At 71.5% G+C, this 22,912-nt stretch carries 18 protein-coding genes; 4 read left to right on the forward strand and 14 right to left on the reverse strand.

What is annotated here, in order from left to right; translation table 11 throughout:
• From FHU40_RS26175 to FHU40_RS26205, 7 genes are all read right to left on the reverse strand, one after another.
• The coding region (locus FHU40_RS26175; protein WP_281374886.1) for a sigma factor at positions 1-264 on the reverse strand (264 nt) is incomplete at its 3' end.
• 164 nt (positions 265-428) lie between these two features.
• On the reverse strand, positions 429-1,652 hold the full coding sequence (locus tag FHU40_RS26180) for an MFS transporter (protein WP_183595461.1): 1,224 nt from the start codon (positions 1,650-1,652) through the stop codon (positions 429-431).
• Entirely contained in the window at positions 1,649-2,404 is a 756-nt protein-coding gene (gene narI / locus FHU40_RS26185; RefSeq protein WP_183595462.1) for a respiratory nitrate reductase subunit gamma, read from the reverse strand. Before narI ends, FHU40_RS26180 begins: the two co-directional genes overlap by 4 nt.
• The gene (gene narJ, locus FHU40_RS26190; protein ID WP_183595463.1) at positions 2,401-3,021 is read right to left on the reverse strand and encodes a nitrate reductase molybdenum cofactor assembly chaperone; all 621 of its coding nucleotides are present in this window, start codon (positions 3,019-3,021) and stop codon (positions 2,401-2,403) included. Before narJ ends, narI begins: the two co-directional genes overlap by 4 nt.
• Before the next feature lie 118 nt (positions 3,022-3,139).
• A complete protein-coding gene (gene narH, locus FHU40_RS26195) occupies positions 3,140-4,804 on the reverse strand; it encodes a nitrate reductase subunit beta (RefSeq protein ID WP_183595464.1) in 1,665 nt (554 codons plus the stop codon).
• 113 nt (positions 4,805-4,917) lie between these two features.
• On the reverse strand, positions 4,918-8,571 hold the full coding sequence (locus FHU40_RS26200; protein ID WP_183595465.1) for a nitrate reductase subunit alpha: 3,654 nt from the start codon (positions 8,569-8,571) through the stop codon (positions 4,918-4,920).
• Positions 8,572-8,576: 5 nt separating this feature from the next.
• Complete coding sequence (locus FHU40_RS26205) at positions 8,577-9,044, reverse strand: CBS domain-containing protein (RefSeq protein ID WP_183595466.1); 468 nt, start codon at positions 9,042-9,044, stop codon at positions 8,577-8,579.
• Between the two features lie 209 nt (positions 9,045-9,253).
• Between FHU40_RS26205 and FHU40_RS26210 the strand changes: the two genes are divergently transcribed.
• From FHU40_RS26210 to FHU40_RS26220, 3 genes are all read left to right on the forward strand, one after another.
• Positions 9,254-9,712: a hemerythrin domain-containing protein gene (locus tag FHU40_RS26210; RefSeq protein WP_183595467.1), complete on the forward strand. Its 459-nt coding sequence runs from the start codon at positions 9,254-9,256 to the stop codon at positions 9,710-9,712.
• A 22-nt stretch (positions 9,713-9,734) separates the two neighbouring features.
• Entirely contained in the window at positions 9,735-10,223 is a 489-nt protein-coding gene (locus FHU40_RS26215; RefSeq protein WP_183595468.1) for a glutathione peroxidase, read from the forward strand.
• A 96-nt stretch (positions 10,224-10,319) separates the two neighbouring features.
• Positions 10,320-11,798 (forward strand): DHA2 family efflux MFS transporter permease subunit, encoded by a 1,479-nt coding sequence (locus FHU40_RS26220; RefSeq protein ID WP_183595469.1) that lies wholly within the window; start codon positions 10,320-10,322, stop codon positions 11,796-11,798.
• 75 nt (positions 11,799-11,873) lie between these two features.
• On the opposite strand, the gene FHU40_RS26225 is transcribed toward FHU40_RS26220, so the two are convergent.
• The 4 genes from FHU40_RS26225 to FHU40_RS26240 all read right to left on the reverse strand — a co-directional run bounded on the left by FHU40_RS26225 (position 11,874) and on the right by FHU40_RS26240 (position 17,991).
• Positions 11,874-12,926, reverse strand: a complete 1,053-nt coding sequence (locus FHU40_RS26225; RefSeq protein WP_183595470.1) for an NAD(P)H-dependent amine dehydrogenase family protein — start codon at positions 12,924-12,926, stop codon at positions 11,874-11,876.
• A 47-nt stretch (positions 12,927-12,973) separates the two neighbouring features.
• Positions 12,974-15,109 carry a RecQ family ATP-dependent DNA helicase gene (locus FHU40_RS26230; protein WP_183595471.1) on the reverse strand — a complete coding sequence of 712 codons (2,136 nt, stop codon included), beginning with the start codon at positions 15,107-15,109 and terminating at the stop codon, positions 12,974-12,976.
• Between the two features lie 204 nt (positions 15,110-15,313).
• Positions 15,314-16,045, reverse strand: coding sequence for a 2-phosphosulfolactate phosphatase (locus FHU40_RS26235; RefSeq protein ID WP_183595472.1), 732 nt, complete (start codon positions 16,043-16,045; stop codon positions 15,314-15,316).
• Positions 16,042-17,991 (reverse strand): M13 family metallopeptidase, encoded by a 1,950-nt coding sequence (locus FHU40_RS26240; RefSeq protein WP_343058066.1) that lies wholly within the window; start codon positions 17,989-17,991, stop codon positions 16,042-16,044. Before FHU40_RS26240 ends, FHU40_RS26235 begins: the two co-directional genes overlap by 4 nt.
• Before the next feature lie 181 nt (positions 17,992-18,172).
• Here FHU40_RS26240 and FHU40_RS26245 point away from each other — a divergent pair, with 181 nt between their 5' ends.
• A complete protein-coding gene (locus tag FHU40_RS26245) occupies positions 18,173-19,594 on the forward strand; it encodes a hypothetical protein (protein WP_183595473.1) in 1,422 nt (473 codons plus the stop codon).
• A gap of 427 nt (positions 19,595-20,021) precedes the next feature.
• On the opposite strand, the gene FHU40_RS26250 is transcribed toward FHU40_RS26245, so the two are convergent.
• Genes FHU40_RS26250 through FHU40_RS26260 form a run of 3 tightly spaced genes read right to left on the reverse strand, consistent with a single transcriptional unit; the run spans position 20,022 to position 22,910 of the window.
• Complete coding sequence (locus tag FHU40_RS26250; protein WP_183595474.1) at positions 20,022-20,609, reverse strand: TOPRIM nucleotidyl transferase/hydrolase domain-containing protein; 588 nt, start codon at positions 20,607-20,609, stop codon at positions 20,022-20,024.
• Between the two features lie 54 nt (positions 20,610-20,663).
• A complete protein-coding gene (locus FHU40_RS26255; RefSeq protein ID WP_183595475.1) occupies positions 20,664-21,632 on the reverse strand; it encodes an NADPH:quinone oxidoreductase family protein in 969 nt (322 codons plus the stop codon).
• Between the two features lie 33 nt (positions 21,633-21,665).
• Positions 21,666-22,910 carry a M15 family metallopeptidase gene (locus tag FHU40_RS26260; protein WP_343058068.1) on the reverse strand — a complete coding sequence of 415 codons (1,245 nt, stop codon included), beginning with the start codon at positions 22,908-22,910 and terminating at the stop codon, positions 21,666-21,668.
• Positions 22,911-22,912 lie beyond the last annotated feature (2 nt).

Here is a 22,912-nt window from a genome sequence, read left to right on the forward strand (position 1 = left end):
CGACGTCGCCGCCCCGCCGTGGATCTCCTCGACGGGGGTCTCCCGCCTGCGTCGCCACCACGAGATCTGGTCGCGCACCAGGATCGTCCGCGCGTACGCCGTCGGGTTGCCGTCACGCAGCCGGTCCCAGCGCAGCGCCACCTTCACGAACGCCTCCTGGACCAGATCCTCGGCACGGTGCAGGTCGCCGGTGAGCAGGTACGCCGAGCGCAGCAGCCGGCGCTCGACGCCGGCCGCCCACGCCGTGAAGTCCTGGCTGTCCATCGGCCTCCCTCGCCGGATGAACGCTCGCACCACCCCGGCCGGTTGGCACGACTTTCGACGGATGCGGGCCCGTGCCGCCGGGACGTCATACGGACGGAGTGTCCCCTTGCTCGGAACGTATGACGTCCCGGCGACCCGACCGGCCGGCCGGCCCGACGACACCCTCAGCCGGAGACGGGCTCCTTCCGCTTCTTGATGCCCAGCAGCGTGTAGAGCAGCGCCACGAGTGCGGTGGCGCACAGCAGCATCAGCCCGATCGTGTAGCTGTGGTCGGCCTCGTCGTACGTCGCGCCCATCACCAGGGGCGGGAAGAACCCACCGAGGCCGCCGGCGGCGCCGACGATGCCCGAGACGCTGCCCACGCGCTCCTTGGGCGCCATCGCGGCGACCCAGGCGAAGACGCCGCCGGTGCCGAGGCCGAGGAACGCGGCGAGCACCACGAAGGAGATCCCGGCCGGGATCTCCGGCTCGGGCTGGAGGGCGACCACGACGGCCATCACCGCGGCGCCGGCGAACGAGGTCGCCGCCACGGCCCGCGGCCCGATCCGGTCGGAGAGCACGCCGCCGATCGGCCGGCAGACGACCGCGGCGATCGCGAAGCCCGCCGTCCGGGTGCCGGCCTGGGTGAGGTCGAACTCGTAGACGTCCTTGAGGTACGTCGGGAGGTAGGTCGAGAACGCCACGAAGCCGCCGAAGGCGACGGCGTACAGGAAGGACATCTGCCAGGTCACCGGGAGCCGCATCGCCGCGGCGAGCTTGGGCACCACGGGGTCGGTGTTGGGCGACCAGACCGGCGAGTCCCGCATCGCCGACCAGACCACGAGCGCGACCACGACCAGCGCGACCGCGATGATCACGTGCGTCACGCCGTACCCGAACCAGTCGACGAACCGCGGGGTGAAGAACGCCGAGAGGGCGGTGCCGCCCATGCCGGCGCCGAAGACGCCGGTGGCGAAGCCGCGCCGGTCGGCCGCGAACCACGCATTGACGAAGGGGATGCCGACCGCGAACGTGGTGCCGCCGATCCCGAGGAAGAAGCCGAAGAGCAGCATCAGGCCGTAGGAGTCCTGGTCGCCGGCGAACGCGACCAGCAGCACGAACGGCGCGGTCGCCACCAGCAGGACCGTGAACATCAGCCGGCCGCCGAAGCGGTCGGTCAGCGCGCCCGCCAGGATCCGGCCGAGCGAGCCGACCAGCACCGGCGTCGCGACCAGCAGCGACTTCTCACCCGAGGTGAGGCCCATGCTCTCGGCGTAGCGGACGCCGAGCGGCGCGATCATGTTCCACGCCCAGAAGCTCACCGCGAAGGCGAGCGTCGCGAGTGCGAGGTTCTTCGACTGACCGGACCTGAGATCCGGTACGACGGCGGTGTCGCTCGTGTGGCTCATCGGGTGCTCCGATCCCGGTCGGGAGTGCCCACCGGACTCCAGCCGGCGCGCGGCCGGCCGGTCGGCGCCGGGGTCCGGGCGTCGCGGCTCCGGTAGACGATGTAGGGGCGGAAGAGGTAGTGCACGGGCGCGGTGAACGCGTGCACGAGCCGGGTGAACGGCCACGCGGCGAAGAGCAGCATCCCGACCAGCACGTGCACGTGGAACTGGATCGGCGCCTCGGCCATGGCGTGGACGTCAGGGTTGAGCCGCCAGATCGAGCGGAACCACGGCGAGACCGTCTCACGGTAGTTGTGCGCCTCCGACCCGGCGCCGACCGCGACCAGCGTCGTCCAGAGGCCGAGCGTGATCGCGCCGACGAGCAGCACGTACATCACCTTGTCGTTGACGGTGGTCGCCATGAAGACCGGCCCGGTCCTGCGCCGCCGGACGACCAGGATGATGATCCCGGCCAGCGTGCAGAAGCCGGCGATGCCGCCGAAGAGCAGGGCGTTGAAGTGGTACATGCTCTCGGAGATCCCGACCGCCTCGGTCCAGTCCTCCGGGATCAGCAGGCCGCCGACGTGGCCGATGAACACCACGAGGATGCCGAAGTGGAAGAGCGGCGACCCGATCCGCAGCAGCCGCGACTCGTAGAGCTGGGAGGACCGGGTGGTCCAGCCGAACTTGTCGTAGCGATAGCGCCAGATCGTGCCGAGCACGAGCGTCGCGATTACCAGGTAGGGCAGCACGCCCCAGAGCAGCACGTTCATGGGCGCTCTCCTCCGCTGTTGGCCATCGGCAGCAGGCGCGGGTCGTAGGGCTCGAGGCCGACGAACTCCGTCGGCGGGCCGCCGACCATCGCCTGCACGGCGGCCCGATCGGCGGGCGAGGCGCCCGGCAGGGTGGCGCAGACGGCCGCCACCACCTCGGCGTACGGCGCCCCGTCCTCCTCGAGACCGATCCGCAGCAGCTCCAGGCTGGGGCGGTACTCGCGCAGGATCGTCTCGCCCACCTCCGGGTCGGCGATCGCCGCGAACTCCAGCACCATCGGCAGGTAGTCGGGCAGCTCACCGGAGGTGTCGACGACGAAGCCGCAGGCCCGGTACGCCGCCTTGAACCGCGCCAGCACCTCGCCCCGCCGCCGGGTGTCGCCATCGGTCCAGTAGGACAGGTAGAGCGCGTGCCGGCGGGAGAGGTCGAAGACCTCGACGTACTGCCGCTCCAGCTCGCGCAGCGGAGTGCCCTCGAGATGGTCGAGGAAGGCGTCGAGGCCGTCGACCCCCTGCTCGGCCAACGCGTCCCGCAGCAGCGGCACCCGGTCGAGCAGCGCCTGGTCGGGGTAGGCGAGCAGGTACGACGCGGCCTGTCGGGTCACCCGCGCCCTCATGTCGTCGCCTCCCTGGTGGTGGTTTCGAGGCTCAGGCCTAGCGGCCTTCGCACCTCAACCACCGTGTCGGTGGTTGAGGTGCGAGCGAAGCGAGCCTCGAAACCACCCCGTCCCGCGCTCATCGCGACTCCTCCTCCCGCCGCGGCGGGAACAGCCCCCGAGGGGTGCCGTTGCCGTCCCAGTTGAGCAGGTTGACCCGGCCGCGCAGCTCCTCGTTGCCGGCGGGCTCGTCGCTGGTCTGGCGCTGCTGCAGCGCCTGGAAGTTCTCGACCGCGACCGGTACCGGGCGACCGCTGGCCTCGCCGAACGGGCCGTACATGCCCGGGCCCTCGTCGTAGTCGAGCGAGCAGCCGAGCTCCTCGAGGTCGTGGGCCTGCTCGACGTGCGCCTTCGGGATCACGTAGCGCTCGTCGTACTTGGCGATCGCCATCAGGCGGTACATCTCGTACATCGTCTCGCCGCTCAGGCCGACCGAGGCCGGGATGGACTCGTCCGGCTCGCGGCCCAGGTTGATGCCGCGCATGTAGGAGCGCATCGCGGCCAGCTTGCGCAGCACGCCGTCGATCACCTCGGTGTCGCCGGCACTGAAGAGCTCGGCGAGGTACTCGATCGGGATCCGCAGCGCCTCGATCGCGCCGAAGAGCACGTCGCGGTCCTCGGCGTCGTGCCCCTGCTCGGAGAGCAGGTCGACGATCGGGGACAGCGGCGGGACGTACCAGACCATCGGCATCGTGCGGTACTCCGGGTGCAGCGGCAGCGCGACGCGGTACTTCTTCGCCAGCGCGTAGACCGGGGAGCGCCGGGCGGCGTCCAGCCAGTCCTCGGGGATGCCCTGCTCCCGCGCCGCGGCGATCACCTGCGGGTCCTCCGGGTCGAGGAGCAGGTCCATCTGCGCCTCGTAGAGGTCCTTCTCGTCGGGCACCGAGGCCGCCGCGGTGACGGCGTCGGCGTCGTACAGGAAGAGCCCGAGGTAGCGCAGCCGGCCGACGCAGGTCTCCGCGCACACGGTCGGGATGCCGACCTCGATCCGCGGGTAGCAGAACGTGCACTTCTCGGCCTTGCCGGACTTGTGGTTGAAGTAGATCTTCTTGTACGGGCAGCCGGTGATGCACTGGCGCCAGCCCCGGCAGCGGTCCTGGTCGACGAGCACGATGCCGTCCTCGGAGCGCTTGTAGATCGCGCCGGAGGGGCAGGAGGCCATGCACGACGGGTTCAGGCAGTGCTCGCAGATCCGCGGCAGGTAGAACATGAAGGTCTGCTCGAACTCGAACTTGATCTTGTCCTCGGACTCCTGGCGGATCTTCGCGACGATCGGGTCGAGGTGGCCCAGCTCCGACGTGCCGCCCAGGTTGTCGTCCCAGTTGGCCGACCAGGTGACCTTGGTGTCCTCGCCGGTGATCAGCGACTTGGGCCGGGCCACCGGGAAGTCGTCGCCGAGCGGGGCCTCGACCAGCGTCGCGTAGTCGTAGGTCCAGGGCTCGTAGTAGTCCTTGAGCTCCGGCTGCACCGGGCTGGCGAAGATCGACAGCAGCCGCTTGAGCCGGCCGCCGGTCTTGAGCTGGAGCCGGCCGCGCTTGTTCAGCTCCCAGCCGCCGTGCCACTGCTCCTGGTCCTCGTAGCGGCGCGGGTAGCCCTGGCCGGGGCGGGTCTCGACATTGTTGAACCAGACGTACTCGGTGCCGGCCCGGTTGGTCCACGCCTGCTTGCAGGTCACCGAGCAGGTCTGGCACCCGATGCACTTGTCGAGGTTCATCACCATGCCCATCTGGGCCATGACGCGCATCAGCTCTCCCCTCCGATGGTGGTTTCGAGGCTCAGGCGCAGAGCGCCTTCGCACCTCAACCACCGTCTCGGTGGTTGAGGAAGGCGCGCTAGCGCCTGTCTCGAAACCACCCATCAGTAGGTCACCTCCTGCGAGCGCTTGCGGATCGTGGAGACCATGTCGCGCTGGTTGCCGGTCGGGCCGAGGTAGTTGAACGTGTAGGACAGCTGGGCGTAGCCGCCGATCAGGTGCGTCGGCTTGACCAGCAGCCGGGTCACGGAGTTGTGGATGCCGCCGCGGCGGCCGGTCGCCTCCGACTTGGGTACGTCGATGGTCCGCTCCTGCGCGTGGTGCACGTAGACCACGCCCTGCGGCATCCGGTGGCTGACGATCGCCCGGGCGACCAGGACGCCGTTCGCGTTGGTCGCCTCGACCCAGTCGTTGTCGTGGACGTCGATCGCGCCGGCGTCCTGCGGGCTCATCCAGACCGTCGGGCCACCGCGGGAGAGCGACAGCATGAAGAGGTTGTCCTGGTACTCGGAGTGGATCGACCACTTCGAGTGCGGGGTCAGGTAGCGCACCGTGATCTGCAGCTGTCCGTCGGAGCCGAGCGCCGGCTCGCCGAAGAGCCGTTGCATGTCCAGCGGCGGCCGGTACGTCGGCAGCGCCTCGCCCACATCGGTCATCCAGTCGTGGTCGAGGTAGAAGTGCATCCGCCCGGTCAGGGTGTGGAACGGCTTGAGCCGCTCGATGTTGACGGTGAACGGGGCGTAGCGGCGTCCTCCGGTCTCCGAGCCCGACCACTCCGGCGAGGTGATCACCGGCACCGGCGCCGCCTGGGTGTCGGCGAAGCTGATCCGCTTCTCCTCCGACCCTTCGGCCAGGTCGTGCAGCTGCTTGCCGACCCGCTCCTCGAGGGTCCGGAAGCCCTGCACCGCGAGCGCGCCGTTCGACGTGCCGGAGAAGCGCAGGATCGCCTCGGCCAGGTGCTGGTCGGTGGCGATCGAGGGCCGCCCGGCGCCGGCACCGGACGACATCACGCCGTTGCTCCGGGCGAGCGCGGCGACCTGCTCCTCGAGCCGGTAGGTGACGTTCTTGACCGTGAACCCGAGGGTGTCGGCGAGTGGGCCGACGCTGGCGAGCTTGTCGGCGATCGCGGTGTAGTCGCGCTCGACCACCTGGAAGACCGGGGTCGTGTCGTACGGGTCGCGCGGCGTCTCGCCCGGGGTGTCGTGCTGCAGCGGGACGCTGACCAGGTCCTGGCGCGTGCCGAGGTGCTTCTTCGACAGCTCGGAGAGCCGCTGCGCGATCGCGTGGAACGTCTCGAAGTCGGTGCGCGCCTCCCACGGTGGGTCGATCGCCGGGCTGAAGGCGTGCACGAAGGGGTGCATGTCGGTCGAGGAGAGATCGTGCTTCTCGTACCAGGTCGCCGCCGGTAGCACGACGTCGGAGAGCAGCGTCGTCGAGGTCATCCGGAAGTCGGCGGAGACGAGCAGGTCGAGCTTGCCCTCCGGTGCCTCGTCGTGCCACGCCACCTCGCTCGGCCGGGGCGCGGCCGGGTTCTCGCTCCCGAGCACGTTGGAGTGCGTGCCCAGCAGGTTCCTGAGGAAGTACTCGTTGCCCTTCGCGCTGGAGCCGAAGAGGTTGGAGCGCCAGAGCACGAGGGTGCGCGGCCAGGACTCCGGTGCGTCGACGTCGGCGATCGCGGGCTTCAGCCGCCCGTCCGCGAGCGCGTCCTTGACGTACTGCGCCGGGTCGTCGGCAGCGGCCGCCTCCGCGCCGACGTCGAGCGAGCTCCGGTCGAACTGCGGGTAGAAGGGCATCCAGCCCTTGCGCGCCGACTCCGCGATGACGTCGGCGGTGTGCTTCCCGGAGAGATGCCCCCGAGCGAGCGGGGAGTTGAGCGAGTCGGCCGAGTAGCCGTCGGTGCGCCACTGGCCGGTGTGCATGTACCAGAACGACGTGCCGGTCATCGTGCGCGGCGGCCGGCTCCAGTCCAGCGCGTTCGCGAGCGAGATCCACCCGGTGATCGGGCGGCACTTCTCCTGCCCGACGTAGTGGGCCCATCCTCCTCCGTTGCGGCCCATCGCACCGGTGAGGATCAGCAGCGAGAGGATCGCCCGGTAGGTCGCGTCGCCGTGGAACCACTGGCAGATGCCGGCGCCCATGATGATCATCGAGCGGCCGCCGGACTCCTCGGAGTTGCGGGCGAACTCGCGGGCGATCCGGATGCACTGCTCCGCCGGCACGCTGGTGCGCTCGGCCTGCCAGGCCGGGGTGTACGGCGTGCTCGCGTCGTCGTAGCCGGTCGGCCACTCGCCGGGCAGGCCGTCCCTGCCGACGCCGTACTGCGCCAGCATCAGGTCGAACACGGTCGTCACGAGATGACCACCGACCCGGCGGGCCGGGACGCCGCGCCGCAGCACCGTGCCGCTGCCGTCGGCGTCGACGAAGGCCGGCAGCAGCACCTCGACCGGCTCGCTCGCATCGCCGGCCAGGGTCAGCGCCGGCGCGACGCCCTCGAGGTCGAGGTTCCACTTCCCCTTGCCGGACTCGGCGTACCGGAACCCCATCGACCCGTTGGGGACGACGGCCTCGCCGGTCGTGCCGTCGAGCAGCACGGTCTTCCAGGCGTCCTCGGGGGTGGCACCGCCCAGGTCGGTCGCGGTGAGGAACTTGCCCGGGACCAGGCCTCCCCCGGAATCGGCACCGTCGTGCTCCTCCAGCCGGATCAGGAACGGCAGGTCGGTGTACTTCTGCACGTAGTCGACGAAGAACGGCGTGCGCCGGTCGACGAAGAACTCCTTGAGCAGCACGTGGCCCATGGCCATCGCGAGCGCGGCGTCGGTGCCGGCCTGGGCGGGCATCCACTCGTCGGCGAACTTGGTGTTGTCGGCGTAGTCGGGGCTGACCGTGACGACCTTGGTGCCGCGGTAGCGGACCTCGGCCATCCAGTGGGCGTCGGGCGTCCGGGTGACCGGCACGTTGGAGCCCCACATCATCAGGTACGTCGCGTCCCACCAGTCGCCGGACTCGGGCACGTCGGTCTGGTCGCCGAAGACCTGCGGGCTCGCGACGGGCAGGTCGGCGTACCAGTCGTAGAACGACGTCATCACGCCGCCGATGAGCTGGATGAACCGGTTGCCGGCCGCGTGGGAGACCATCGACATCGCCGGGATCGGCGAGAAGCCGGTGCAGCGGTCGGGCCCGTGGGTCTTGATCGTGTGCACGTGCGCGGCGGCGACCATGTCGATCGCGTCGCGCCAGCTGACCCGCACCAGGCCGCCCTTGCCGCGCGCCTGCTGGTACGTCCGTCGCTTGACCGGGTCGCCGACGATCTCGGCCCACGCCTCCACCGGGTCGCCGAGGCGGTCGCGGGCCTCGCGGAACATCTCGACGAGCACGCCGCGCGCGTAGGGATAGCGCACCCGCGTGGGTGAGTAGGTGTACCAGGAGAACGCCGCGCCCCGCGGACAGCCGCGGGGCTCGTACTCCGGCCGGTCCGGCCCGACCGAGGGGTAGTCGGTCTCCTGGCTCTCCCAGGTGATGATCCCGTCCTTGACGTAGACCTTCCACGAGCAGGAGCCGGTGCAGTTCACCCCGTGCGTCGAGCGGACCACCTTGTCGTGGCTCCACCGGTCGCGGTAGAAGACGTCGCCCGCGCGGCCGCCCTCGCGGAACACCGCCCGGCCGTCGTCGGTCTCCTCCCACCTCGTGAAGAAACGTCCGGCCCGCAGCAACGCATCGCTGCCCGCGCCGTCCAGACCTGTCCGAGAGGTGTCGGTCATGCGCTTCAACGTAGGGAACCTCCGGTCTCGCTGACAAGGACGACCGGCTCGGCGCGCCCCCTTCGGGTGCCGGCGTCGGCGGCGCGGGCCGCGACGTCCGCATCGCTGCAGAAGCCGGTACGCCGCCGCTTCAGGCACAGCAGCCCGACGAGCCGCCCCTCGCCGTCGACGACGGCGAGGCGCCGCTCGCCACGGGAGAGCAGCAGCTGCCGGGCCTGCTCGACGCCGACCGAGGGCGGGATCGTCCGGCCCTCCAGCACGGCGTACCCCAGCGCCGGGTCCGCGCCGGGCGCGTCGTCCGGCAGGTCGGCGCGCACCAGCGTGCCGAGCAGCTGCCCATCGTCGGTGAGCAGCAGCATGTGCACGTGGTCGCGCTCGAAGGCCGACCGGGCCTGTGCAACCGTGGCCGCACGGCCGAGCGTCTTGGGCAGTCGCACGACGACCTCGGCGACGGTCCGGACGTCGGGACCCATCGGTCTGCCCTCCTGTGCTGTCGGGTCAGGGTGCTGTCGGGGTGACGGTGACCGCCCTCCCGCGGAACATGCCGTCATCCTGGGCGGCGCTGCTCCGTGTGTCTCAGGGACGTTAGTCCCTGACGCCCGTGCCCATCGGCCCACCGGACCGGCGCGCCGGGGACCTTCGGCCCTGGCCCGGCGCGGTCCGACGACCCAGACTCGGCGACATGTGCGAGCACTGCGGCTGCCGCGGGGTCGAGCCCATCGCCGAGCTGATGGACGAGCACCTCGATCTCCTCGACCACGCCGGCGAGGTGCGCCGGCTCCTGGACGGCGCCGACCTCGACGGCGCCTGGGACCGGATGGGGCTGCTCGCCGGCCTGCTGACCCGGCACGTGCGGCGCGAGGAGGCCGGCATCTTCACCGCGATGAAGGAGCAGGGCGACTTCGCCGACGCGGTCGTCGAGCTGGAAGCGGAGCACCGGTCCTTCGACGAGGCCCTCAGCGACCTGGACCGCTCCTCCCCGACGCTGGGCGCCGACCTCGAGGCGCTGTTCGCCGAGCTGACCGAGCACATCGACAAGGAGAACCTCGGCATCTTCCCGGTCGCGGTCGTCACGCTCGGCGCCGACGGGTGGGACACCGTCGCGCGCGCCCACCGCCAGCACCCGCCCCTGGCCTCCTAGGCCGAGGCCCTACGCTCGATCCATGACCATCCTCGACTCCTCGATCGCCCACCTCGACGGCACCCCGGCCACCCTCGGCGAGCTCACCGCCGGCCGCCCCGCGCTCCTGGTCAACGTCGCCAGCAGGTGCGGACTGACGCCGCAGTACACCGGCCTGGAGCAGCTCCAGGAGAAGTACGCCGAGCGTGGCTTCACCGTCGTCGGCCTGCCGTGCAACCAGTTCATGGGCCAGGAGCCCGGCACCGCCGAGGAGATCGCCGAGTTCTGCTCCGCGACCTACGGCGTCACCTTCCCGATGACCGAGAAGATCGAGGTCAACGGCGACGGCCGGCACGAGATCTACCGGACCCTCACCGAGGCGACCGACGAGAAGGGCGACACCGGCGACGTCCAGTGGAACTTCGAGAAGTACCTGGTCTCCGCCGACGGCGCGGTCGTGGCCCGCTTCTCGCCCAAGGTCGAGCCCGACGACGAGCGGATCGTCGGCGCGATCGAGGCGCAGCTGGGCTGAGCCGGCCCCCTTGCACTCGGCCGGTGACGAAGCCCACGTCGCCGGCAGACGAAAGTCGGATGACCACTGTCGGTGGCGACACCTAGCCTCCTACGAGTGAGTACTGAGACCCAACCAGCCCCCGAACCGGAGACCGAGAAGCTCGACGGCCGCGTGCTCGTCATCGCGGGGGTGGTCGTGCTGGGCGCGATCATGTCCATCCTCGACATCACCGTCGTGTCGGTGGCGCTCGAGACGTTCAAGCAGGAGTTCGACGCCACGGCGGCGCAGGTCGCCTGGACCATGACCGGCTACACGCTGGCCCTGGCCGCGGTGATCCCGATGACCGGGTGGGCGGCCGACCGGTTCGGCACCAAGCGGCTCTACCTCCTCGCGATCGTGCTGTTCGCGGCCGGGTCGGCGCTCTGCGCGCTGGCCACGAGCCTGCCGATGCTGGTCGCGTTCCGCGTCGTCCAGGGTCTCGGCGGCGGCATGTTGATGCCGCTCGGCATGACGATCCTGACCCGGGTCGCCGGCCCCGAGCGGGTCGGCCGCGTGATGGCGATCATGGGCATCCCGATGCTGCTCGGCCCGATCTTCGGCCCGATCCTGGGCGGCTGGCTGATCGACATCGCGAGCTGGCACTGGATCTTCCTGATCAACCTCCCGATCGGCGTCGCCGCGATCATCTACGCCGCGAAGGTGCTGCCCCGCGACCACGTCGAGCCGTCCGAGACCTTCGACTGGCTGGGCATGATCATGCTCTCCCCGGGCCTGGCGCTGTTCCTCTTCGGCATCTCCACGATCCCCGAGACCGGCACCTTCTTCGCAACCAAGGTCGTCGTGCCCGTCGTGGTCGGCATCGTCCTGATCGCCGCGTTCGTACCGTGGGCGCTCAACCGCCGCAACATCCACCCGCTCATCGACCTGCGGCTCTTCCAGAACCGCAACATGACGGTCGCGGTGCTCGCGATGTCGCTCTTCGCGATCTCGTTCTTCGGCGCCGGCCTGCTGTTCCCGCTCTACTTCCAGCAGGTCCGTGGCGAGGACGCCATGAACGCCGGGCTGCTGCTCGCCCCGCAGGGCCTCGGCGCCATGATCACCATGCCGATCGCCGGCATGCTCGCCGACAAGATCGGCCCCGGCAAGATCGTGATGACCGGCATCGTGGTCATCACGATCGGGATGGGCATGTTCTCGACGCTGACCGACACCACGTCGTACGCCTTCCTGCTGACCTCGCTGTTCATCATGGGTCTCGGCATGGGCGGCACGATGATGCCGATCATGTCGGCCGCGCTCGCGACGCTGCGCGAGCACACGATCGCCCGGGGCTCCACGCTGATGAACATCGTCCAGCAGGTCGCCGCGTCGATCGGCACCGCGGTCTTCACGGTGCTGCTGACCAACGGCCTGCAGGACAAGCTGACCCCGAGCACCCCGCCCGACGAGATCTCCAGCGTGACCGCCGGGGTCTACGGCGACGTGTTCGTGGTCGCGGCCGTGCTCGTCGCGCTGGTGCTGGTGCCGGCGTTCTTCCTGCCCCGCAGGAAGGTCGAGCACGAGCTCGACCCGGCCGTGCTCGTCGGCCACTAGCCGGTTTCGGCTGTCAGCAGCCACGACCCGCACAACACGCCGTGTTCGACCGGTGTGTCGTGCGGGTTTCGGCTGTCAGCAGCCGAAACCCGCCAGCCACCCGGTGATCGGCGGCAGGTCCGCGAGCGTCACGATGCCGGGTGGCGCGGCGACGACGTACGGCACCGCGTTGGTGACCGGCATCGCGGTGTAGATCATCCCGAGGCCCATGAAGCCGGGCTCGGTCCAGTCCTCGGGCGGCAGGCAGTGCAGCACGGTGCGCATGTTCGGTCGCCCGAAGACCTGGATCACGTGCCCGTGCGCGAGCGGCTTCGGCGGCACGGCGTACTCGCCCATCACCCAGTTGAAGCCGACGCTGACGACGTTGCGACCGCCGGACCAGCCCCGGTGGTAGCCCAGCACGCCGCCGACGGTGCCGGCGGGGATCGTCATGAAGCCGAGGTCGCTGTCGCCGGTCGCGGTGGTGAACTCGACGTCGAAGGTCATCTCGTCCAGGGTGACCCCGAGCGCGTCGGCCATCATCGCCGCCGACTCGGCGAAGACCTCGCTCTCCCGGCGCACGCTCTCGGCGAGGCCCGGGGTGTCCGGGTGCTGCGCGAAGCCCATCGCCCGCTGGGTGCCGGCGCTCTCGTACGTCGAGCAGTCGACCGACTCGGTGATCCGGATCTCGTCGACGCGCTCGCACGCCCCGGAGAGCACCATGCCGACGAGGTTGGTCATCCCGGGGTGTGCGCCGCTGCCGAAGATCGTGGCGTCGCCGCGCTCGCAGGCCTTCCGGATCCGGTCGAGGTCCTCCGGCGTCTGCTTGCCGCCGGTGATCCAGGCCGCCGAGGTGCACACGTTGACGCCCGCCTCGAGCAGCACGCACAGCTCGTCGATGCTCGGCCAGAGCGGGTTGTAGCAGCAGGCGTCGGCCCCGAGCGCGAGCAGCGCGGCCACGTCACCGGTGGCCAGCACCCCGGTCGGCGTCGGCCACCCGCACAGGTCGGCGGCGTCCTTGCCGATCTTCTCCGCACCGTGGGCGTAGACGCCGACCAGCTCCAGGTCCGGTCGGCCGAGGATCGCGTGCAGCGACCGACGGCCGATGTTGCCGGTGGTCCACTGGATGACGCGCAGGGGTCTGTCCATCCCCGAAGATTAGAACGCGTTCTAGGATTGGACCAGTCCCTGACCGGCTACGCCTGGGTGGCCAGCACCAGGGGCCGGACCTCGGCGGCGCCCGCCCCGCGGATCGCCCGCGCGGCCAGGGTGAGCGTCCAGCCGGTGCCGACCCGGTCGTCGACCAGCAGGATCCGGCCGCCCTCGGGCACCTCGGCCCGGAGGTCGAAGCGCCGGCCCACCGCGGCGATCCGCTGCGCGGAGTTGGCCGCTCCCTGGTCGGGCGCCACGTCGGGGTCGACGATGGCCCACCGCCCCACGACCGGCACCCGCAGGTAGCGGGAGAGGCCGTCGGCCAGGTCGGCGGTCAGCGTCGGCCGGGTGGCGGACTCGACGACCACGATGCCGTCGACCGGCGGCCGCCAGTCGTCGAGCACCTCGATGACCGCGCGGACCAGCGGCACGGGCACCGGGCCGTCCGGGGTCGACGTCGCGAAGAGCTCGCGCAGCGCGTTGCCGTAGCCGAGGTCGGTGAGCCGGGCGACGGCCCGGCCCTCCTCGGCGGCCTCCCGGATCTTGCCCTTGAGCTCGACGCCGAGGTTGCCGAGCGCGGTCGGCCACATCTTGCGCGGCTCGATCACCACGCCGGGCCGCGCGAGCCGGGCCTCGGCCTCCTCGACCGCGGCGGCGGAGATCTCGGTGGCGACGCTCAGGCCGCCGCAGTTGTCGCAACGGCCGCAGTCGAGCTCGGCGTCGAGGTCGGGATCGTCGAGCTGCTCACGCAGGTAGCGCATCCGGCAGCCGTCGGTCGCGATGTAGTCGAGCATCGCCTGCTGCTCGCGCTCGCGCGCCTCACGGACCCGGAGGTAGCGCTCCTCGTCGTAGGTCCACGGCCGGCCGGTCGCCTCCCAGCCGCCGCGGACCCGGCGCACGGCACCGTCGACGTCGAGCACCTTCAGCATCGTCTCGAGCCGGGTGCGGTTGAGGTCGACGTACGTCTCGAGCGTGGCGGTGCTCAGCGGCCGGCCCTCCTCGGCCAGCACCTCGAGCGTGCGGCGCACCTGCTCCTCGCGCGGGAAGGCGAGCGAGGCGAAGTAGGCCCAGATGTCGCGGTCCTCGGTCGCCGGCAGGAGCACCACCGTGGCGCTCTCCAGATCCTCGGGGAGTCCGCGGCCGGCGCGGCCGACCTGCTGGTAGTAGGACACCGGCGACGCGGGCGCGCCCAGGTTGACCACGAAGCCGAGCGTCGCGTCGAAGCCCATGCCGAGCGCGCTGGTCGCGACCAGCGCCTTGACCCGCCCGCCGGCGAGATCCTGCTCGAGGGCGTGCCGCTCGGTGGTCTCGGTCTGGCCGGAGTACGCCGCGACGTCGTGGCCGCGCGAGCGCAGGTAGTCGGCGACCTCCTGGGTGGCCGCCACCGTCAGGCAGTAGACGATGCCGGACCCGGGCTGCTCGGCGAGATGGTCGGCGAGCCAGGCCAGGCGCTGCTCGGGGGTCCTCAGCCGCACCACGCCGAGCCGCAGCGACTCGCGGTCGAGCGAGCCGCGCAGCACCAGGACGTCTCCCAGGGATCCGGCACGGCCCAGCTGCTCGGCGACGTCCTGGGTGACCCGGGCGTTGGCGGTCGCGGTGGTCGCGAGCACCGGGATACCGTCGGGCAGGTCGCCGAGCAGCGTACGGATCCGGCGGTAGTCGGGCCGGAAGTCGTGGCCCCAGTCGGAGATGCAGTGGGCCTCGTCGACGACCAGCAGCCCGCAGGTCGCCGCCAGCCGCGGCAGCACCTCGTCGCGGAAGCCGGGGTTGTTGAGTCGCTCGGGGCTAACCAGCAGCACGTCGACCTCGCCGGCCCGGATCGACTCCTGGATCGGCTCCCAGTCCTCCATGTTCGTGGAGTTGATGGTCACCGCCCGGATGCCCGCACGCTCCGCGGCGGCGATCTGGTTGCGCATCAGCGCGAGCAGCGGCGACACGATCACGGTCGGGCCCGCGCCCTGCTCGCGCAGCAGCAGCGTCGCGACGAAGTAGACCGCCGACTTGCCCCAGCCCGTCTTCTGCACCACCAGCGCCCGGCGCCGGTGCACGACGAGCGCCTCGATCGCCGACCACTGGTCCTCGCGCAGCACGGCGTCGCCCTGGCCGTCGCGGGGGCCGACCAGCGCTCGGAGGTGGGCCTCCGCGCTGCGGCGTACGTCGGTCGTGGTCGGCGTGCTCATGTCGCCTGTCTACCAGCGGCCGCCGACCGCCGATCCCCGCCCTCCACAGGAAAGTGCTGGGACCGAGGTATCTGCGGCCCGGAGGCGTGCTCCTGGAAGGTGCCAGCGCGCAACACGGGGTGCGTTCGCTGGCAGGGGTCACACCCTGGGCAGGTGCCCTGCGTGAGCCGCAGCGACGCAGGGCGCCTGTCCGCCTCCGGTCGGTCAGCCCGCCACGAACGCGCCGTGCGTCAGCACGGGTACGACGTCGCTGCCGTCGAGTTCGGCGGCCACGGCGACGTCGCCGGCGAAGCCGATCGCGGCCAGCTCCCGACCGCTCGCACACGCCGCGAGCTCGTCGGCCAGGTGCGGCTCGACGGCCCGGAACGCCCGCTCGGCCAGCCGCGCCTCCGGGCTGAGGTCGCCCACCCCGAGGTCGACCAGCGCGGCGATGACGGCGCCGGCGCCCCAGAGGTCCTCGACGGCCGGCCGCAGCGACCCGTCGGGCCACCGCTCGCCGCCCGCGACCACCGCCACCGCACCCCCGCGCCCCGCGAGCCGGCGGGCGACCGCGGATCGATTGCGCAGCGCGGCGCCGACGACCTCGGCGCCGGCCTCCGCGAGGGCGACGCTGATCGCCGAGCCGTTGGGCGAGGGCAGCACCAGCCGCTCGACGCCCACCGACTCACGCACCGACACCGGCGACAGGCTCACGCCCTCCCGCTGGGACCGCCCGGTCGCGAGGACGGCGCCGCGCGCCTCGGCGTACGCCGTCGCCCGCTCGTCCTTCCAGCGGAACGGATAGACGGTGATTCCACGGTCGGCCGCGACGCTCAGCGTCGTCGTGAACGACAGCACGTCGACCACGACCGCCACCGGCGCCGCCACGGCCGCGGCGCCGGTCGGGCCCCACTCCAGGCGGACGTCGTACGCCGCCTGGCGGTGGGCCGGGTTCACCAGATCCGTACCCGATCGGCGGGGTCGAGCCAGAGGCCGTCACCGTCCGAGGTCTCGAAGACCTCGTGGAACTCGTCGAGGTTGCGCACGATGTTGGCGCGGAACTCCGGCGGGCTGTGCGGGTCGATGGTGAGGTACTGCTGGTCAAGCTCCTTGCGGCGCTTGGTGCGCCAGCAGTAGGCCCAGTTCATGAAGAGCCGCTGCCGCTCCTCGACGGAGGCGGAGCCGCCGCGGGCGATGAGGTACGCCGTGTGGCCGATCGTCAGGCCGCCGAGGTCGCCGATGTTCTCGCCGACGGTCAGGGCGCCGTTGACGTGCTCGCCGGGCAGGTTGCGCGGCTCGAAGCCGTCGTACTGCTCGATCAGCTTCTTCGACTTCACCTCGAAGGCGGACTTGTCGTCGGGGGTCCACCAGTCGTTGAGGTTGCCGGCACCGTCGTACTGCGCGCCCTGGTCGTCGAAGCCGTGGCCGATCTCGTGTCCGATGACCGCGCCGATGCCGCCGTAGTTCTCGGCCTCCTCGGCGTCGGCGGAGAAGAACGGCTTCTGCAGGATCCCAGCCGGGAAGCAGATCTCGTTGGTGCCGGGGTTGTAGTAGGCGTTGACGGTCTGCGGCAGCATGAACCACTCGTCGCGGTCGACCGGTGCGCCGATCTTCGCGAGCTCGCGGTCGGTCTCGAAGGCCGACGCGGCGGCGACGTTGCCGAGCAGGTCGTCGCGGGCGACCTGGAGCGCCGAGTAGTCGCGGAACTTCTCGGGGTAGCCGATCTTGGGCCGGAACCGGTCGAGCTTCTCGTACGCCCGCTGCTTGGTCTCCTCGGTCATCCAGTCGAGCCGGGAGATCGACTGGCGGTAGGCCGCGAGCAGGTTGGCGACCAGCTCGTCCATCATCGCCTTCGACCGGGGCGGGAAGTGCCGCGCGACGTACTCCTTGCCGACGGCCTCGCCGATCGCGCCCTCGGCGAACGCCACCCCGCGCTTCCAGCGGGCCCGCAGCTCCGGCGTGCCGTTGAGGGTGCGGCCGTAGAAGTCGAAGTTGGCCTCGACGAACTCGTCGGTGAGGTAGCCCGCGGCCGCGCGCAGCACGTGGGAGAGCAGCCACTCGCGCCAGTCGTCGATCGGGACCTCGTCGAGCACCGTCGAGAGGTGCTCGAAGTACGACGGCTGCCGCACGCAGACCTCCGCGAGCGTCTCGTCGGAGCCGCCGAGGTTGGTGACGTAGGCGTCCCAGTCGAAGCTCGGGCAGATCTCGACGAGCTCCGCCTTGGTCTTCAGGTTGTAGGTCTTCTGGACGTCGCGGGTCTCCGCGCGCTCCCAGTGGCCGGCCGCGAGCCGGGTGTCGATGCCGAGCACGGTGGCCGCGGCGCCCTCGGGGTCGGGACGCTCGGCGAGCGTGAAGAGCCTCGTCAGGTAGGCGACGTACTTCTCCCGCACCTCGGCGAACTTCTCGTCGCGGTAGTAGGACTCGTCGGGCAGGCCCAGGCCGCCCTGGACCAGGTTGAAGAGGTAGCGATCGGAGTTCTTGCTGTCGGTGTCGACGTAGGACCCGAAGAGGCCGTGCCCGCCGGTGCGCTCGAACTCGCCGAGGAAGGCCGCCAGGTCGCGCACGTCGCGCAGCCCGGCCACCGCGTCGATCATCGGCTGCACCGGGCGGAGGCCCTGGGCGTCGATCGTCTCGGTGTCCATGAACGAGTGGAAGAGGTCGCCGATCTTGCGGGCGTCCTCGTCGACGTCCTCGCCCGCCGCGACGCGCTGGGCGAGGTCCTCGATGATCGCGTGCACCTGCTCCTCGGCGATCTCCGCGAGCTGGACGAAGGGGCCCCAGCTCGAGCGGTCGGACGGGATCTCGGTCTGCGCGAGCCAGCGCCCGTTGACGTGACCGAAGAGGTCGTCCTGCGGACGGATGGTGGTGTCCATGCCCTCGCGGGCGTCCTCGAGAATGCTCACGCCCTCGACCCTAGTCCCCATCCCAGGGGCGGGCGTAGAGGCGGGGCGACGAACGACGCCGCCGATCGGCCGCGGTAGCCGAACCACCCGAAGGGACCATTCCGGTGGCGCCCCCGCCGATGCCACGCTCGGCTCTCGTCCCTCAGTTCCGCACCGCTGGTCACACACGATCGGAGTCGGCATGCGCTCCCGCCTGTTCGCCGCCGCCGCGCTCGGCGCACTGACGCTCACCGCGCTCGCCCCAGCCTCCGTCTCCGCGGCCGAAGACGCCGGTACGTCGTACCAGCGCGGCGCCCCGGGCACGTGGACCAGGATCACCACCGGCGAGGTCACGAACATCGCGGAGCCCGGGCTCTACCGGACCCCCGACGGCGTGCTGCACGTGCTCTACCACCGGCGGAACGCCTCCAGCGAGGACCTCGCCTTCACCAACGTCTCCTCGACCGGCAAGGTCGTCGCGACCGGCAACGCCGTCACCGGCTGGGCGAGCCTGCCGAACGACCCGAAGATCGTGGCCGGACCGGGCGGCGGCATGCGCCTGGTCTTCGGCGGGCTCCAGGACACCGACGTCGAGAACCCCTACAGCGCGGGCCGGATGTACAGCTCGCTCGCCGACGCCGCCGGCACCTCGTGGGCACTGCAGCCGGGCGCGCTGACGCAGAGCGGCTACGCCTACGGCAGCTACGGCACCGGCGCGACCACCCTGGCCGACGGCAGCACCCCGGTCGTGAGCTTCCCGCTCAACACCGAGGTGACCTGGAACGCCGGCGGCGCCGATGCGGCCTTCACCACGGGCCAGTGCTGCTCCTACCACACGACCCTCGCCCGCGAGGGCGACGCGGTGTGGGTGGCCTACTACTCGAACAGCTCGGCCGAGGCCGAGCAGGGCACCTTCGTGCGGCAGCTGCTGCCGAGCGCCGGCCCGTCGATCAAGGCGCCGCAGTCGACGACGAACGGCGACTCGCTCGCCCCCGGCCAGTCCACGCCGTTCGTCGCCCGCCCGGGCGGCGGGCTGTTCGCGACGTACTGCATCGGCTACCCGACCTGCACCAGGCTCGGGCTCTGGCAGGTCGGCTCGGGCAAGCCGATCACGGTCCCCGGCTCGGTGGGCGCGCAGGAGTACGCGATGGCGGTCGGCCCCGCCGGCCGGATCTGGGTGGCGTGGGCGGAGGCGGACACCAACGTCGTGCACGCCACGCACACCGGCACGAAGGGCCTGCGGTTCGGCGCCGTCAGCACGATCAAGCCGCCGAAGGGCGCCACGATCTACCGGATCGCCGTGGCCGGCTCCGACGGCTCGGCCGACCTGGTCGTCGGCGACGGCGCGTCGATGTTCCACCAGCTGGTGCTGCCCGGCCTGTCGCTCAAGGCCTCCCCGACCGCCTGGAAGAGGGCGACGAAGCGGAAGGTCACCTTCAAGGTGACCGACGCCGGCGTCGCGGTGAAGGGCGCCAAGGTCATCGCCGCCGGCAGGTCCTGCACCACCGCCGGCTCGGGCGCCTGCTCGATCACCTTCGCCCCGTCCAACAAGAAGCACCGCCTCTGGGCCACCGCCCGCCACACCGGCTACGGCGCCGCCAAGGTCCGCCTGCGCCAGAAGTAGCCCCGCCCTTCGGTGGTTGAGGAAGGCGCGCTAGCGCCTGTCTCGAAACCACCCCGCTCACCCCAACGACTCCCGCATCCTCCAACACCGCACGGACACGCGTGCGCGGTAGCAGTGGTTTCGAGACGGTTGCTAGCGCAACCTCCTCAACCATCGTGCCGCGCGGACTCAGGCGCCCTGCGGCCGGAGCTGGCACGCATCGGGTGGGTTCCAGGCTCAACCACCGGGTCCCGGTGGTTGAGGAAGGCGCGCTAGCGCCTGTCTCGAAACCACCCCGCTCACCCCAACGACTCCCGCATCCTCCAACACCGCACGGACACGCGTGCGCGGTAGCAGTGGTTTCGAGACGGTTGCTAGCGCAACCTCCTCAACCACCGTTGTTGCTAGCGCAACCTCCTCAACCACCGTTGTTGCTAGCGCAACCTCCTCAACCACCGTCGTTGCTAGCGAGGTCGACGGCCCGCATCAGCACCCCCGCCAGCGGGGCCGGCACCCGGTCGGGCTCCAGGGCATCGGTCAGCAACCCCGCGTAGCGCGCCTTGCGACCCGCCTTGGATCCCAGGAAGCGGCGGAGCACCTCGGTGCGGGTCCAGGACCGCTGGGCGGGCATCGCCGCCAGCAGGTCCAGCGAGCGCGTCTCCCCGGCGTCGCCGATCACCCGCTCGACGGCCGGTACGCCGAGCGCGCGGATGAGCTCGTCCTCCAGGTCCGCGGTGCAGGCGAAGAAGCCGAGCGCCGACAGCGCGCCGGGGTCCCGGGTCACGGTGAGGCCGGCCGCGCGGAGACCGCGGCGGACGACGTGCTCCTCGGGGGCGTCGTACAGGCCGGCGAGCGGGAGGTCGAGCCCGCGAGGTCCGAAGGGCAGGGCGGAGGACCGGAGGTTCGTGATGCCGCCCATCGCGACGACCGCGACCCCGTGGGCGATGAGGTCGTGGCCGAGGAGCCGGGCGAGCGCGTGCACCGCGCACCGGTCGCTGTCGCCCTCGACCAGCACGACGACCCGCGGTGACTCCACCCCACCATTGGCCGGGACCCGCCACGGCGGGTCAACCGGATATCGGTGCGCCGGTCAGTCCCGCACCCGGACCACGGACTTGCCGAGCGTACGGCGCTCCTCCATGTCGACGAGGGCGCGGCCGAACTCCTCGAGCTCGTACGTCGCGCCGATCGGCGGCCGGATCACGCCGGACTCCATCATCGGGAGCAGCTCGGCCCACTGCTGCTGCAGGTAGCCGGGACGCGCCATCGCGTAGGCACCCCAGCCGACGCCGCGCACGTCGATGTTGTTGAGCAGCAGCCGGTTGACCTTCACCTCCGGGATGCCCTGGCCCGCGGCGAACCCGACGACCAGCAGCCGCCCCTGAGCCGCCAGCGCCCGCAGCGAGTCGGTGAAGGCCGCGCCGCCCACGACGTCGAGGACCACGTCGACGCCCCGGCCGTCGGTGAGGTCCTTGACCGCCGGGAGGAACCCGTCGAGCAGCACGACCTCGTCGGCACCGGCGGCCCGCGCGATCGCGGCCTTCTCCTCGGTGCTGACGACGGCGATGGTGCGCGCGCCGTACCCCTGGGCCACCTGGAGGGTCGCGGTCCCGACCCCGCCGGCCGCGCCGTGCACCAGCACGGTCTCGCCCGGGCAGAGCTGACCGCGCTCGGCGAGCGCGAACTGTGCGGTGAGGTAGTTCATCGGCAGCGCCGCGCCCTCGTCGAGGGAGACGCCGTCGGGCAGCGCGAACGTGAAGTCCGCCGGGCTCGCGACCCGCTCGGCGGCGTTGCCGTAGCCCCCCACGCCCGCGACCCGCTGCCCGGGCTCGAAGCCCGCCGGACCGGAGACGACGACGCCGGCGAAGTCGACGCCGAGGGTGAACGGCAGCTCCGGCCTGAGCTGGTACTGCCCCTTGCTCAGCAGCAGGTCGGGGAAGGAGACCCCGATCCGGTGCACGTCGACCAGCACGTCGCCCGGCCCCGGCGTCGGCTCGGGCACCTCGTTGACGACGACGTCGGCGGGACCGGTGGGCTGGACGACCTGGACGGCGCGCATGGCCCGAGGCTAGCGAGTCACGCCGGGGCCGGGTCAGCGCGGGGAGACCAGCTCGTGCATCTCGAAGTGCATCGGGTCGGTGTAGCGCCAGCGGCCGCCCCAGGTGAATCCCCACTTCTCGAAGGCGGCGACCACGCCGCGGTCCATCTCGCCCGTGGTGCCGCGCTGGTTGCCGGAGACGTTGAGGTCGAGGGCGAGCCCGAAGGCGTGGTTGGACAGGGTTGTCGAGCCGGCGATGAAGCGCGGGTAGTAGCAGCCGGCGTAGTCGTCGCGGTCGATCTCGTCGGCGAGCCCGCGCGAGACGACCTCCTCGAGGGCGGCCCGCAGCTGGGGGAGGATCAGCTTGTTGCAGGTGACCGACCCGAGGATCGGCACCGACTCCGTGGTGATGTGCTCGGCGACCCAGCCCGGGTCGGGCTCGATCTTGCCGGCGCCCAGCACCCGGTAGCGGTAGACGCCCACCGCGTCGGCGATCGTCCCGACGACGACGGCGGTCTGCACGACGTCGGGGTCCAGTCCCTCGCGGGCCACGACGTCGGTCATCTGCACCGACGCGTCGGTGCCGCGCAGCAGCCGCTCGATCGGCTTGCGCAGCGGTCCGGGCGCGGCGGTCGCCGTCCGGATCAGCAGGGAGTTGTCCGGCGTCATGCCGAGCGTCTTCACCCACGTCTCGTTGACGACCGCGTCGGCCTGCCAGGTCTGCTGGGCGTAGGCGCCGACGTGGATGCGGGGCGCGTCGGCGGTGCTACCGAGCGCGACGAACCCCTGCTCGTCGACCGGCAGCTCGCGCTCCGCCGCCGGCCGGATGGCGAGCTCTCCACCGGCGACCCGGTCCCAGATCGCCTGCTTCCTGGCGCTGGGCAGCGAGACGACGTAGTTGCGGTACGTCGCGGGGTCGACCGCGAGCACCGAGAGCGTGCGGTTCTCGACCGGGATCTCCGCCCGGGCGACCCGCTCCACGTCGGTGACGCCGGGAAGCGCGCGGATCCGGGCGACCAGGTCGGGCGGGATGGTCTCGGCGCTGGTCACGATGATGTCCGGCGGCCCCCAGCGGCCCTCGCGCGCACCCGGGGCGGCGACGGCGTGGGCGGGGTCCAGCGTCGGGACCGCGGACGGCGTGGGCGTGCCGCTCGCGGACCCCGACGTCGCCGGGTCGGCCGGTCGGTCGTCGGCACGCGGCGAGCCCTCGCAGGCGGTGGCGGACGCGGCCAGGAGCAGCACGAGGGCGAGCGAGGCGCCCCGCCGTCGCCCGGTCGCGCGTGCTCCCCCCGATCTCACCG

The sequence above is a fragment of the Nocardioides soli genome (genome assembly GCF_014191495.1).
GTDB lineage: Bacteria > Actinomycetota > Actinomycetes > Propionibacteriales > Nocardioidaceae > Nocardioides > Nocardioides soli.

What these genes read in the sequence shown, in the direction of transcription:
- FHU40_RS26180 (WP_183595461.1), bottom strand. Translation starts at nt 1,652, where the DNA reads ATGAGCCACACGAGCGACACCGCCGTCGTACCGGATCTCAGGTCCGGT.
- narI (WP_183595462.1), bottom strand. Translation starts at nt 2,404, where the DNA reads ATGAACGTGCTGCTCTGGGGCGTGCTGCCCTACCTGGTAATCGCGACG.
- narJ (WP_183595463.1), bottom strand. Translation starts at nt 3,021, where the DNA reads ATGAGGGCGCGGGTGACCCGACAGGCCGCGTCGTACCTGCTCGCCTAC.
- narH (WP_183595464.1), bottom strand. Translation starts at nt 4,804, where the DNA reads ATGCGCGTCATGGCCCAGATGGGCATGGTGATGAACCTCGACAAGTGC.
- FHU40_RS26200 (WP_183595465.1), bottom strand. Translation starts at nt 8,571, where the DNA reads ATGACCGACACCTCTCGGACAGGTCTGGACGGCGCGGGCAGCGATGCG.
- FHU40_RS26205 (WP_183595466.1), bottom strand. Translation starts at nt 9,044, where the DNA reads ATGGGTCCCGACGTCCGGACCGTCGCCGAGGTCGTCGTGCGACTGCCC.
- FHU40_RS26210 (WP_183595467.1), top strand. Translation starts at nt 9,254, where the DNA reads ATGTGCGAGCACTGCGGCTGCCGCGGGGTCGAGCCCATCGCCGAGCTG.
- FHU40_RS26215 (WP_183595468.1), top strand. Translation starts at nt 9,735, where the DNA reads ATGACCATCCTCGACTCCTCGATCGCCCACCTCGACGGCACCCCGGCC.
- FHU40_RS26225 (WP_183595470.1), bottom strand. Translation starts at nt 12,926, where the DNA reads ATGGACAGACCCCTGCGCGTCATCCAGTGGACCACCGGCAACATCGGC.
- FHU40_RS26230 (WP_183595471.1), bottom strand. Translation starts at nt 15,109, where the DNA reads ATGAGCACGCCGACCACGACCGACGTACGCCGCAGCGCGGAGGCCCAC.
- FHU40_RS26245 (WP_183595473.1), top strand. Translation starts at nt 18,173, where the DNA reads ATGCGCTCCCGCCTGTTCGCCGCCGCCGCGCTCGGCGCACTGACGCTC.
- FHU40_RS26255 (WP_183595475.1), bottom strand. Translation starts at nt 21,632, where the DNA reads ATGCGCGCCGTCCAGGTCGTCCAGCCCACCGGTCCCGCCGACGTCGTC.